Origin of the sequence: Neobacillus mesonae (assembly GCF_023715155.1) — a bacterium.
GTDB lineage: Bacteria > Bacillota > Bacilli > Bacillales > Cytobacillaceae > Neobacillus > Neobacillus mesonae_A.
This window is the reverse complement of sequence record NZ_JAMBNQ010000020.1, coordinates 1-12,943: the sequence shown is the minus strand read 5'-3', so window position 1 is coordinate 12,943 and position 12,943 is coordinate 1. Positions and strand designations below refer to the sequence as shown.

Sequence of the window (12,943 nt, the reverse complement as noted above, 5' to 3'; positions counted from 1 at the left end):
TGATTTTACACATTATATACTCACAAGGAGGTGAAATCACATGGCAAACAACAACAATTCAAATCAATTATTAGTTGCAGGTGCTGAGCAGGCTCTTGAGTCAATGAAAGTAGAAATCGCTCAAGAATTTGGAGTAAACCTTGGTGCTGATACAACTTCACGTGCTAACGGTTCTGTTGGTGGTGAAATTACTAAGCGTCTCGTTTCTATGGCGCAGCAGCAATTAAGCGGATATTCCCGCTAATCAATAAAAGAATATAATGGCTACAGAGAGTGGAGAATTTCCTCCACTCTCTTTTTGCATGTTTTAAAAGTTGTAATATCTTTTTCCTGGACTATCTTTTTAAATTTTAAAATAATTTAGTATAATTAAGTGGAAGACATTTTTTTAGGGGGAATAGTATGAACCGGGAAGACTTAATTGCGCCTGAGCGGTATAATCTTGTATCAGAAGTAGAGCGTTTTGCCAGTAATCCAAATAAAATAGCTTTAAAATGGGAAAATGAGTCTGGAGAAACCAAGCAAGTTACATACGAGGAACTATTAAAACAGGTCAACCGTGCTGGTAATGTTTTTAAATCTTGTGGTTTGCATCAAGGCGATGTGGTTCTCGTAATCGTACCCAGGTTGATTGAGGCCTACGTAGTTTATTTAGCTGCACTAAAAGCTGGCATGGTTGTTATTCCAAGTTCCGAAATGCTGCGTGAAAAAGATTTACAATATCGTATTACCCATGGGGATGTAAAGGCCGTAATAAGCTATTATCCATACGTTGACCAATTTACTAATATTACCACCACTCAGCCGCTTGTTAAATTTTCTATTGGAGCAAATGAAAAGGGATGGATCCATCTAGATGCTGAAATGGAAGCAGCAGATGATGAATTCACAATGGCTGATACACATAGAGAGGATATGGCTTTCTTGTCGTATACATCAGGTACTACTGGGAATCCAAAAGGAGTTGTTCATACCCATGCGTGGGCATTTGCCCATTTAAGGACAGCCGCATCCAATTGGCTCTGTATTGAAGAAGGAGATACCGTTTGGGCAACAGCAGGGCCAGGATGGCAAAAGTGGATATGGAGTCCATTCCTGTCTGTTCTAGGTTCAGGTGCCACAGGATTCGTTTACAATGGTAAATTTGAACCCAATCAATACCTACATCTGCTTCAAAAATATGATATTAATGTCCTTTGCTGCACACCGACAGAATATCGTTTAATGGCAAAGGTAGATCATTTAGCAGAATATCAGCTGCCAAACCTTCGCAGTGCTGTTTCGGCAGGGGAACCATTGAATCGCGAGGTTATCGATATTTTTAGAAGGCATTTCCAAATAGATGTGCGTGACGGATATGGTCAAACGGAAAATACTTTGCTTGTCGGGGTAACAAAAGGTATGAATTTGAAACCAGGCTCAATGGGAAAACCAACCCCTGGAAATCGTGTAGAAATCATTAATGATGATGGAGAAATTTGTGATGTCGGAGAAGTAGGAGATATTGCTGTACATGTAGAGACTCCTGCCTTATTTAAAAAATATTATAAAGACCCAGAAAGAACGGCCATGCAGTTCCGCGGAGATTATTATGTCACTGGTGATAAAGCCAAAAAGGATGAAGAAGGCTATTTCTGGTTTGAAGGCCGCAGTGATGATATTATTATCAGCTCAGGATATACCATTGGACCGTTTGAAGTAGAGGATGCCCTTGTTAAACACCCGTATGTAAAGGAATGTGCGGTTATTGCAAGCCCAGATGAGATCCGCGGTTTTATTGTAAAAGCATTCGTTGTCTTAAAAGAAGGTATTGATGTCAATGCACCTGAATTAACTAAAACATTGCAAAATCATGTAAAGGAATTAACTGCCCCATACAAATATCCAAGAAAAATTGAATTTGTACAGGAACTTCCTAAAACGACCTCAGGGAAAATCCGCAGAGTGGAGCTAAGGCAGAAGGAATTAGGAGCAGTGAAGAAGTAATTAACTGAAGCGAAGCAGGCGGGTCCTACCGTCTGCTTTATATTTTTTTATAAATAATTCCCCCTGACACAGTAATTCAAGGTATAATTATAGTTATTTCGAAACTAGAAATAATTAGGAGCTGGAAAAGTGATGAAAAAAAATGAAATACAGCTTGGTACAATCCATGCCGGCTTTTCCTATTTTTTGTGGGGATTATTACCGATTTATTGGAAGCTTTTAGATCATGTAGGTGCGGAGGAGATTCTAGCCAGCCGAATTTTTTGGTCGTTTGTCTTTATGTTAATTGTCCTCTATTTCACAAATAAGTGGAGGCTGTTTCATTCCACAATCAAGGAATTTGCTGAAAATAAAAAACAGCTTTATGCTTTGCTGCTGGCTTCGGTTCTAATAAGCGTAAATTGGTATATTTATATCTGGGCTGTAAATAACGGACATATCGTTGATGCCAGTCTCGGCTATTACATTAATCCGTTGGTTAGTATCCTATTAGGAATGATTATCTTAAAGGAGAAATTGTCTCTGTACCAATACATCTCCTTTGGCTTAGCGATAATTGGTGTGTTAATTATTACCATCTCACATGGCAGTTTTCCTTGGATTGCTATCGCTTTAGCACTTTCCTTTGGGTTATATGGCCTGGCGAAAAAATTAATTAATGTGGATTCTTCTGTAGGATTAACATTGGAAACTATAGTGATTACACCGATTGCAGTCATCTATATGGTTTATTTGTTTATTCATGGTACAAATGCTTTTTTTGCTGCAGGGGTTCAAACCGATTGGCTGTTAATAGGCAGCGGGGCAGCAACGGCAGTACCGCTGCTTTATTTTGCCAAAGGGGCGCAAAAAATACCTTTGTCTTTACTTGGTTTTCTGCAATATATTGCACCAACTTTAATGCTGCTGCTCGGAATATTTGTTTATCAGGAGCATTTTTCGAAAGTGAAATTAATTTCATTTCTATTTATTTGGTCGGCATTAGCGGTTTACTCCCTATCTAAAACAATATCTTTCGCCGGAAAAGGATTAAAAGAAAAAGAGTCGTCACAATAAGAAAACCTTACCCATCCATTAGGTAAGGTTTTCTGTTCTTATAAGAACGTCCGTTTCACTTTTTCCCAGAAGGAATTATCTTTTAATTTTAAGGTTTTTAAACGTCTATTTCCCAATTGAATTTGGATGTTGTCTACTTCACGGACGCTTAACGCTTCATTATCCATGCCCATTGTCGGGTGATCGTTCAACTCGGATACGACCTTAAGGATAAGTTTTCGGTCGCCGCTTAAAATAAAAGAAGAGCCGAGCGTCCGGTAGCTATTATTGTTAATGGATGCCACTTCACTTACCTGTAAACAGGGAAGGAGTGGATCAACAATCGCTCCTTTGACAGATTTATTATAAGCTGTACTACCAGTTGGGGTTGCCACAATTAAGCCATCCCCCCTGAATGTTTCAAAATGAAGATTATCAATAAACACATCAATCACAAGAGTTTTTATGATAGAGGAGACAATACTGAATTCATTCAGACAGTAAAAAGTTCCTTGCCCGTCTACAGCCGCTTCAATCAGCGGGTAACGTCGAACCTCCAGCTGTTTATTTAAGATCGCTTCAATTATTTTTGAAGAATCTTCTATATGAAAATCACAATACATGTTTAAGTGATTTTTAGTAGAAATCCCCATATAAAGGCAATCTTCAAGAAACCCGGTTTGTCTGGCTGCTTGAAGGAATGCTCCGTCGTCTCCAATGCTGATAATGATATTCGCTTTACGATAATCGTTTACGATGGTAAAGCCATAACGTTCCGTTGCTTCAAAAAGAGGGGCAGCTTTTCTGATTAATTCGTCATCGCGTTTATAATAAAAATATACATTCCGTCTGTCTTCCATAAATGATTCCCCCTAGAAGAAAATGAGAAAACTTCAACCTTTTAGTCATTTTACCATTAATTTTTGATAAAATAAGGCAAGTCCTGAATTTAGTTTAGCATTTTTTTGAAACAATATGAAAATACAACGGGTTTTAAATTATAGAAAAAAAGAGGGGGCAAATAGATGAATGGGAGACGCTGGGCAGCGCTTGGTATTGCTGCAGCATTATTTTTTGTATCGGTTCTTATAAATTTCTTAACTGCTTTTGCTGTTAAAGGTATTCAAACGGATTTTAGCGATTTTTTTGCTGCAGCAGATCAGCCGTTTACGGAAGAAGTGGTTGAGGATGGGAATGAGTTAAAGAAAATTGTTGTACTAGATGTGGAGGGTGTTATACAGGATTCTGGCGACGCTGGGTCACTATTACAAAGTACCGGTTACAATCATCAGCTGTTTTTAAAACAATTAAATGATATTAAGGATGATGATACCGTAAAAGGTTTGATTATTAGAGTGAATTCTCCTGGCGGCGGTGTTGTTGAAAGTGCGGAAATTCATGATAAATTAGTGGAAATTCAAAAGAACACCAAAAAGCCGGTTTATATATCCATGGGTTCTATGGCAGCGTCAGGGGGATATTATATTTCCACTGCAGCTAAAAAGATTTATGCTAGTCCAGAAACTTTGACTGGCAGCCTCGGAGTCATTATGGAGGGAATTAATTATAAAGGTTTAGCAGATAAATACGGTGTTGATTTTGTGACCATTAAAAGTGGAAAATACAAAGATATTATGAGCCCGACCCGTAAGATGACCGAGGAGGAGCGTAAAATTTTACAAACGATGATCAATAACTCGTATGAGGGATTTGTAAAAGTGATTTCTGAAGGCCGTAATTTAAGCGTAGATCAGGTTAAAAAGATTGCGGATGGCCGAATTTATGATGGACGGCAGGCAAAAGAATTAAATTTAATCGATGGTTTTGGCTATTTGGATGATTGTATCAAGCAAATGAAAAAAGATGAAAAGCTTAAAGGAGCAAAGGTTGTCCGTTATACGGAAACACTTGGCCTTGGCTCACTATTTACCTTCCAGGCAAAGAAGTTAATGGGTGACAGCGCAGAAATGGCTGGACTTATGAAGGTTCTCTCTAAACCGAACTCACCAAGGCTTATGTACCTTTACGCGGAATAAGGAGTGACATAATGGATACTAATGAAAGTTTAAATGTGTTGAAAGAAGGCTCTAAAGAGGACTCTATTCATCCAAAAGAGGAGTCAAGCAGCACTTCTCATTCTGATCAAGAAATAAGAGTAAATAATCATTTGGAAACTATTCCATCTCCTGTCCGCTATGCTGGCTTTTGGATGCGTTTCTGGGCCTATCTTTTGGATTTAATTGTGATTGGAAGTTTAGTCCGGCTGTTTATTAATCCAGTATTCCGCCTGTTTGATATTCCATTAACTGAATTTAATATGTTTGCACCCATTTCCATTGCCTCTGCGGTTATCTTTTATTTATATTTCGTTTTAATGACGAAGTTTTTTAATCAAACTCTTGGAAAAATGGTATTTGGTTTAAAAGTAATTGACTTAAAGCATGAACAACTATCCTGGGGAACAATCCTCTTCCGTGAATGGATTGGAAGGTTTATATCAGCTACAATCGTGATTGGGTATATTATCGTTGCCTTCCTCCCTAAAAAGCAAGGACTCCATGATTTATTTACAGACACTACAGTGATTCATACCAATTAGAAAAACTGCCTATCAACCAAAAGTTTGATAGGTTTATTTTTTTTCATTAAGGAGATACTAGCAGGCGGAAAGGTTGTGAAAAGATGCTTTGGCTTTATATTTCCTTATCCGTCTTCATTCTGCTGGTAATTCTTATTATTTTTACTAAGTTAACAATAATCGTTAATTACTATCATCACAATGATGATGATGATTTAAAGATTGAATTCAGAGTTTGGTTCGGGCTGATAAAATATAAAATCAACGTGCCGCTCATCAAAATTGATGATAATTCTCCAAGTGTCATTGTGAAGCATCAATCTCAAATGGGGGAAGCATCTAATGACACTCCAGATCATAAGGTCGAACAAATTACGAAAAATAAAGTTATGGAAAAAATGGAGAAGGCGAGAGATTTATTAAAAAAGGTAGTCAGAATGAATGTGATTGTCAGGAAATTTTTTCGTAAGATTCGTATTAAAAAATTTGAGTGGCAGACCAATATAGGACTTGGCGATGCAGCACATACGGCAATTGCCGCTGGTGCTTTATGGACGCTAAAGGGCAGTATTACCGGACTTATCAGCCGCTATTTAAACTTAATGGTGATGCCTCAATTAACTATTACACCTCATTTCCAGGCAGCAGTAATTCAGACCAGTCTTTCATGTATTTTTCAGTTTCGAATCGGGCATGCTATTTTAGCAGGATTAAAGTTAATAAAATTCTGGAAAGGCGGGAAAGACCGCCGTACAAACAAAACAAATTTTTCAAATGATAAAACGAAAGTTGTTTGAAGAAGGAGGAAATTACGATGGCAGATCATCCAATTCAAGGCTTAATGACTACTGCAATGGAAAGCTTAAAGGAAATGATTGATGTCAACACAATCATTGGCGATCCTGTCGAAACCCCTGATGGAAGTGTTATTTTAACGGTTTCAAAAGTTGGTTTTGGATTTGCAGCAGGAGGCAGTGAATTCAATATGAGCGGCGGCAGCTCTGGAGGGCAAAATCAAGGCCAAAGTCAAGGGCAGGGGCAAGGGCAAGGACAAGGACAAGGGCAGAGCAAAGGTTCCCAGCTTCCGTTTGGCGGAGGAAGTGGTGCGGGAGTTTCTATTACACCAATTGCCTTTTTAATAGTGAACTCTTCAGGAGTAAAAATGCTTCATTTAGATGAAAGCACCCATTTGTATGAAAAAATATTAGAGCTGGCTCCACAAGCAGTTGATAAAATTCAACAAATGTTCTCAAAGAAAAATGAATCAAACCAGCACTCCGAATCAAACAATCAATCTTCTGGTTCAAAGCCGAAAGCGGACCTGGATATTGATGTCATTCAATAGTTTAAACTTATTTGAAATAACGGCTCGCCGGTCGGCGAGTTTCTTTATGGCTTAAAGAGGAAATGATGATATTTTCTAAAATCATATTAATTGCAAAAATAATTCTGACAGTATATAGTTACACTGTACATATTGCTGACGGGGAGGTTCTAAATGAATTCACCCTTCAGGAAAAAACAAAGGAGGATGCAAAAATGGCAAACGTTACATTTGGGGGAAAACCAGTTACTCTACTGGGAAATGAGGTAAAAGCAGGGGATAAAGCACCTAATTTTACAGTTTTAGCAAATGATATGTCTGAAGTTACTTTAAATGATACTAAAGGACAAGTTCGTTTAATCACTTCTGTTCCATCACTTGATACTGGTGTTTGTGACGCAGAAACACGCCGTTTCAATGAAGAAGCTAACAGCTTAGGAAATGTTAAGGTTCTAACCGTCAGCGTTGACCTTCCATTTGCTCAAAAACGCTGGTGTGCTGCAGCTGGAATTGAAAATGTACAAACATTATCTGACCATCGTGCTCTTTCATTTGGTGAAGCATATGGTGTAGCCATTCAAGAAAATAGATTATTAACTCGTGCTGTATTCGTGGTTGATTCTTCTGATACTGTTACATATGTTGAGTATGTTAGTGAAGCAACTAATCATCCAAACTATGAAGCAGCCCTTGAAGCAGCTAAGAGCGCGAAGTAAATAAAAACGTAAAAATAGACAATAATGGTATAAGAATGAGGGCCTCGTCATTTTGCGAGGCTTTTTAAATTGAAAAAAGAGAGGGATATGATGAAGGTTTCTCCAGTTGAACAATTATTTACATTATTTAATGAGACTTCGCTTCGCTTGCAGGAAGAGTTGGAGTGCTCCTTTTTGGAGGCTTTGGCAGAAACCGGAGAGAATTTATTCCATGGTTCGATTCTTCAAGAAGAACTTAGCGAGCTGACAACAAAATGGTTAAAAAAGCAATATGAAGAGATTAGGATGGACCAATACTCTAATGAAGAGATTCGCAAGGCTTTCCAATTAGCTATTCTAAAAGGAATGAAGGAACTATCCCAGCCAAATCATCAAATGACACCAGATTCTATCGGCATGCTGGCAGCATATCTGGTTGGGAAATTTATGAAAGAACCTTCTATTCGACTGCTGGATCCAGCTGTCGGAACTGGAAATCTATTATTGACCATTTTAAATTATATTGATAAAAAAGCAGAAGCAGTAGGCGTGGACATTGATGATTTACTGATAAAACTTGCGTATATTAATGCTAACCTGCAGCAGCAGCCAGTTCAATTTTTTAATCAAGATAGTATAGAGCCGCTTTTTATTGAATTAGCTGATGCCGTTATTGCCGATTTACCAGTTGGATATTATCCAAACGATGTAAGGGCTTCGGATTATGAAGTAAAAGCGGACGAAGGCCATACATATGCACATCATTTATTTATTGAACAGAGCGTCCGGTATACAAAGCCAGGCGGGTATTTATTTTTTATTATTCCAAATGGATTGTTTGAAAGTGATCAGGCTTCAAAACTCCATGATTATATGAAAGAACATCTTTTAATTCAGGGAATTTTACAGCTGCCACTCAGCATGTTTAAAAATAAAAATGCCGCCAAAAGTATTTTTATTGTCCAAAAAAAGGGTGATGGGATAAAACCGCCTAAACAAGCTTTACTGGTTGACTTGCCGAGTTTATCTAATAAGGCGGAAATGGATAATATTTTAGTTAAAATTGATAAGTGGTTTAAAGAAAACAAGGGATGACATTTTCATTAAGTGTCATCCCTTTTCTTTTAGGAAAACTCAGAATACATTTATATCTTGATGTAATCGATTGCATGATAATTTCGCCTTGCAAGTTGCGTTTGACAGTGTTTAAATGAGAACTTGGGGATTTAATTAAGGAGTAATTACACAAAATAGAACAGTATATATAAAAGGGTTTATGTATTTAATGTGTTATATAAAAGGAGCGGTAGAAAATGGCAAAAATTATTGCGATTAATGCTGGAAGTTCTTCTTTAAAGTTTCAATTATTTGAAATGCCAAGCGAGAAAGTGATTACAAAAGGTCTAATTGAAAGAATCGGTTTAAATGATTCCATTTTTAACATAACAGCAGGCGACGAAAAAATTAAAGAGACTCTTGATATTCCTGATCATGAAGTTGCTGTTAAATTGCTTTTAGATAAACTGACATCTTTGGGTATTATCAAATCTTTAAGTGAAATTGACGGAATCGGTCATCGTGTTGTCCATGGTGGAGAAGAATTTAATGATTCGGTAGTAATTACGGAAGAAGTTTTAGCAAAAATCGATGTATTATCAGAGCTGGCACCATTGCACAATCCGGCAAACGTGACTGGGATTAGAGCTTTCAAGCGTGTCCTTCCAAATGTTCCGGCGGTTGCTGTGTTTGATACTGCCTTCCATCAAACGATGCCTGAAAGTTCTTATTTATACAGCCTGCCGTTTGAGTATTATGAAAAATATGGAATCCGAAAATACGGATTCCACGGAACAAGTCATAAATATGTTTCCCGCAGGGCAGCTGAGCTTTTAGGACGTCCGCTTGAACAGCTTCGTTTGATTTCCTGCCACTTAGGAAATGGTGCAAGTATCGCCGCCATTCAAGGAGGAAAATCGATTGATACTTCCATGGGATTTACCCCTTTAGCAGGGGTTACAATGGGTACACGTTCAGGAAATATTGACCCGGCTCTAATTCCGTTTATTATGGAGAAGACTGGGAAAACAGCAGATGAAGTATTGGAGATATTGAATAAAAAGAGCGGGATGCTGGGAGTCTCTGGTTTTTCGAGTGACTTAAGAGATATTGAAATTGAGGCGAAGAAAGGGAATGATCGGGCACAGCTTGCTTTAGATGTGTTCTCTAATCGCATTCACAAATATATTGGTTCCTATGCTGCACGGATGTATGGTGTTGATGCCATTATCTTTACCGCTGGAATTGGTGAAAATAGTGATGTCATCCGTGAAAATGTGTTAAAAGGCCTTGAGTTTATGGGTGTATATTGGGATCCAGCCCTTAACAAGGTAAGAGGACAAGAGGCATTTATCAACTACCCTCATTCACCAGTAAAAGTATTAATCATTCCTACAAATGAAGAGGTTATGATTGCACGCGATGTAATCAGGCTTACCTAAAAAGCTAATGAGGAAGCAAAGACTATCAGCAGTCTTTGCTTTTTTTCTTGTCTTTTCCTTTTGTGATATACTGGAAACAGAACCATTTAGAGGAGGGTTAGCGATGCCGCTAACAGATCGGGAACGATATGTTTTGAATGATATTCAGGAATGGGAGAAAAAACTAAATAGTTACGAACCTAATGATTTTCAACAAGTATATGAAAAATATTTAGAACGTTCCTTTTCTTTATTACCAGAAAGGGTTCAGAGACAATTTTTTTCGGTTATTGATACCTGGCTATTCCATTTGCACGGCATTATTCAGGGTTCCCAACTCCAAATGGATGCTAAAGAGCGGATTATCGCTTCAGGGAGGATTTTCCAAAAGGAAATTGAAGAAATTAGTGATATGCAAAAATTATCCATTGATCAATTGCAATACATAGCCGAACAGCAAATTGCAAGACATAGATTATATTCACTTGCTCAAGGGGGGCTTGCAGGTAAAGGAGGGGCACTGTTATTAGGTACTGATATTCCTGCAATGGCGGTTATTAATCTGAGGGTGGTACAGTTGATTGCTATGACGTACGGTTATGAAATAAATTCCCCTCATGAAATGATGACATCCTTAAAGGTATTCCATACGGGTACTCTTCCTGCTAGAATGCAGCTGAATGGCTGGTCCTTATTAATGGAGGAAATGGCAGTTGACGACGGTCACTATTTTTATCAAGGAATGGAAGAAATCACTGATATAACCTGGATAGAGCAGCCTCTTCAGCAGTTATTAAAAGCAATAGTGATTACGTTGTTTAGGAAAAAGATGTTTCAAGGCATTCCGCTTGTCAGTATGACAATTGGTGCTGGTGCCAATTACCAGTTAACTAGAAAAGTAACAGATTTGGCTCATAAATATTATCAATATCGCTATCTTAAAGCAAAAGAGGAGTTATAGATGAGTAACCAGGAACATAAGATGAAGGCGCCTAAGTCAGTGAAATGCAAAGTGATTACGGTTAGTGATACAAGAGACAAAGAAACAGATAAAAGCGGCAGGCTGATGGCAGAGCTGCTTGAACAAGCTGGCCACCAAGTAATGGAGTATGTGATTGTGAAGGATGAAAAAGAGGCCATTCAACAAGAAATTTTGCATGCTTGCGGTCAGGATAATATCGAAGTGATTTTAACTAATGGCGGAACTGGGATCGCCAAAAGGGATGTAACGATTGAAACCATTCAGGGACTGATTGAAAAGGAAATTGTCGGCTTTGGTGAATTGTTTAGAATGTTAAGTTATCAAGAGGATATCGGGTCAGCTGCCATATTATCCAGGGCTATCGCCGGTGTTGTTCATGATAAGGCCATTTTCTCAACACCTGGTTCCTCTGGTGCAGTAAAGCTTGCGATGAATAAATTAATATTGCCCGAAATCGGCCACGTCGTGAGAGAAATAAAAAAGGATTTATAGAAAAACTCCCTCCAATCTTTGAGGGAGTTTTTCTAATGATGAATTTTTGCTGAAATCTCCTGGTTTGCCCGGTACCATAACCATAAATCATTGATGATGGAGGCAAGTTCCGCTATCTCACTGTTTAGTTGGCAGGAGCGCGGAAAATCACTCTCGTCATTCAGCTGTTCTTGTTTACTATTAATTTCAGCTTCTAGGTCTACAATGCGGTCTGGTATAGAACCTCGGATTTTCTCCCAATGGAAGAGAACCTTCTCTTGTATATCTTTACTATATTCGTCCCAGTCCAGCGCTAATTCAGGAATAAAAATGCCGAGACGCTGGTCAAAGGAAAAATATTCTTTCATTGGTATTCCTCCATAATTTGTAGTTGTTTTCATTGTACTACACAACTTGAAGCCTTGGACGAAATTTTATTAAAAAAGGGAGCAAAATTTGCTCCCGCTAAAGGTTTTAAAGTTAATCTGTTTCTTTTTCTGTTCGAACTACTAAAACATCACAAGGGGCATAACGGACGATGTGTTCGGAAACACTGCCGATAAAGATTCTTTCGACGACATTTAGTCCTGTTGCTCCGCAAAGAATTAAGTCAATTTTATGGTTTTTAGCAAGTTCTCTTGGAATTCTTACCTTAGGGGAGCCAAAATCAATTTCATACTGTACATCTGATAAGCCGGCCTCTTCAGCCTGCTTTTTATAATTTACAAGCATTTCTTTTGCCATTTTCTCTGCTCTATCGCCAATAACCGTATCATATGCTTCAACTAAGGCAAATGATCTGGTATCAATCACATGGACTAACAGCATTTTAGCGTGGTTTCTTTTGGCAATTTCAATCCCTTTTTTAAAAGCCCAATCAGCTTCTTTCGAACCATCAATTGCCACTAAAATATTTGTATATTTAAGTTCCATGACTATCCTCCTCCTCACCCTGATTATACATTATTTAACAGCGTATAACTGTGGCAGGTTTTCGAACAATAATGAGGTAATCATATTGAAGGGAGTATCATCCATGGGAATTGATCCAAATCAACAGACAAAGTATGAATTTGATGAGCAGGGAGCAAATATGGTAAGTGAGCAAATCATGGAATCTTATAATAGTGGTCATATTGACCATGAAATGACTTCAGATGAAGAGGAAAGTTCTTTTTGACTTTGACTGGAGATTGGGGATTTCTTGAAAGAAGCTGTTCATTTTAATATGGGCAGCTTCTTGTGCGCTTGGCAGCGCTTCGCTCTAAAGGGTGCAAGTCCCTAACATGCCGTTGTGGCGGAAATGTATAGCTGACAGGTAGTGCGAGTATCGTGAGATTTCGTGCGGAGGACTTGAAGGCAAAACTCGGAACAGGTGGCTAAAACCATGTTGGC

16 protein-coding genes are annotated in these 12,943 nt (G+C 38.2%); 13 read left to right on the top strand and 3 right to left on the bottom strand.

Annotation, left to right across the window (positions count from 1 at the left end; genetic code table 11):
• The first annotated feature begins 40 nt into the window (after positions 1-40).
• From M3183_RS16110 to rarD, 3 genes are all read left to right on the top strand, one after another.
• Entirely contained in the window at positions 41-244 is a 204-nt protein-coding gene (locus M3183_RS16110) for an alpha/beta-type small acid-soluble spore protein (protein WP_251471239.1), read from the top strand.
• Positions 245-402: 158 nt separating this feature from the next.
• Positions 403-1,986, top strand: coding sequence for an acyl-CoA synthetase MbcS (gene mbcS / locus M3183_RS16105; protein ID WP_251471236.1), 1,584 nt, complete (start codon positions 403-405; stop codon positions 1,984-1,986).
• Positions 1,987-2,118: 132 nt separating this feature from the next.
• Positions 2,119-3,042, top strand: a complete 924-nt coding sequence (rarD, locus tag M3183_RS16100) for an EamA family transporter RarD (RefSeq protein ID WP_251471447.1) — start codon at positions 2,119-2,121, stop codon at positions 3,040-3,042.
• A 38-nt stretch (positions 3,043-3,080) separates the two neighbouring features.
• On the opposite strand, the gene M3183_RS16095 is transcribed toward rarD, so the two are convergent.
• Entirely contained in the window at positions 3,081-3,881 is an 801-nt protein-coding gene (locus M3183_RS16095) for an NAD kinase (RefSeq protein ID WP_251471232.1), read from the bottom strand.
• Positions 3,882-4,046: 165 nt separating this feature from the next.
• On the opposite strand from M3183_RS16095, the gene sppA reads away from it, so the two are divergent.
• From sppA to M3183_RS16050, 9 genes are all read left to right on the top strand, one after another.
• On the top strand, positions 4,047-5,057 hold the full coding sequence (sppA, locus tag M3183_RS16090) for a signal peptide peptidase SppA (protein ID WP_251471230.1): 1,011 nt from the start codon (positions 4,047-4,049) through the stop codon (positions 5,055-5,057).
• A gap of 11 nt (positions 5,058-5,068) precedes the next feature.
• A complete protein-coding gene (locus tag M3183_RS16085) occupies positions 5,069-5,620 on the top strand; it encodes an RDD family protein (RefSeq protein WP_251471229.1) in 552 nt (183 codons plus the stop codon).
• Positions 5,621-5,703: 83 nt separating this feature from the next.
• Positions 5,704-6,396: a DUF2953 domain-containing protein gene (locus M3183_RS16080; RefSeq protein WP_251471228.1), complete on the top strand. Its 693-nt coding sequence runs from the start codon at positions 5,704-5,706 to the stop codon at positions 6,394-6,396.
• Positions 6,397-6,413: 17 nt separating this feature from the next.
• Positions 6,414-6,944 carry a GerW family sporulation protein gene (gene ytfJ, locus M3183_RS16075; RefSeq protein ID WP_251471226.1) on the top strand — a complete coding sequence of 177 codons (531 nt, stop codon included), beginning with the start codon at positions 6,414-6,416 and terminating at the stop codon, positions 6,942-6,944.
• 194 nt (positions 6,945-7,138) lie between these two features.
• Positions 7,139-7,639 carry a thiol peroxidase gene (gene tpx, locus M3183_RS16070; protein WP_251471225.1) on the top strand — a complete coding sequence of 167 codons (501 nt, stop codon included), beginning with the start codon at positions 7,139-7,141 and terminating at the stop codon, positions 7,637-7,639.
• 90 nt (positions 7,640-7,729) lie between these two features.
• Positions 7,730-8,713: a class I SAM-dependent methyltransferase gene (locus M3183_RS16065; RefSeq protein ID WP_251471445.1), complete on the top strand. Its 984-nt coding sequence runs from the start codon at positions 7,730-7,732 to the stop codon at positions 8,711-8,713.
• Positions 8,714-8,931: 218 nt separating this feature from the next.
• Positions 8,932-10,116: an acetate kinase gene (locus M3183_RS16060; RefSeq protein ID WP_251471223.1), complete on the top strand. Its 1,185-nt coding sequence runs from the start codon at positions 8,932-8,934 to the stop codon at positions 10,114-10,116.
• Positions 10,117-10,219: 103 nt separating this feature from the next.
• The gene (locus M3183_RS16055; protein ID WP_251471221.1) at positions 10,220-11,056 is read left to right on the top strand and encodes an EcsC family protein; all 837 of its coding nucleotides are present in this window, start codon (positions 10,220-10,222) and stop codon (positions 11,054-11,056) included.
• Positions 11,057-11,569, top strand: coding sequence for a MogA/MoaB family molybdenum cofactor biosynthesis protein (locus tag M3183_RS16050; RefSeq protein ID WP_251471218.1), 513 nt, complete (start codon positions 11,057-11,059; stop codon positions 11,567-11,569).
• A gap of 32 nt (positions 11,570-11,601) precedes the next feature.
• On the opposite strand, the gene M3183_RS16045 is transcribed toward M3183_RS16050, so the two are convergent.
• Positions 11,602-11,916 (bottom strand): hypothetical protein, encoded by a 315-nt coding sequence (locus M3183_RS16045; protein WP_251471216.1) that lies wholly within the window; start codon positions 11,914-11,916, stop codon positions 11,602-11,604.
• Positions 11,917-12,028: 112 nt separating this feature from the next.
• Positions 12,029-12,481 (bottom strand): universal stress protein, encoded by a 453-nt coding sequence (locus M3183_RS16040; protein ID WP_251471215.1) that lies wholly within the window; start codon positions 12,479-12,481, stop codon positions 12,029-12,031.
• Between the two features lie 103 nt (positions 12,482-12,584).
• Between M3183_RS16040 and M3183_RS16035 the strand changes: the two genes are divergently transcribed.
• Positions 12,585-12,728, top strand: a complete 144-nt coding sequence (locus M3183_RS16035; protein WP_251471213.1) for a hypothetical protein — start codon at positions 12,585-12,587, stop codon at positions 12,726-12,728.
• The last annotated feature ends 215 nt before the right edge of the window (positions 12,729-12,943 follow it).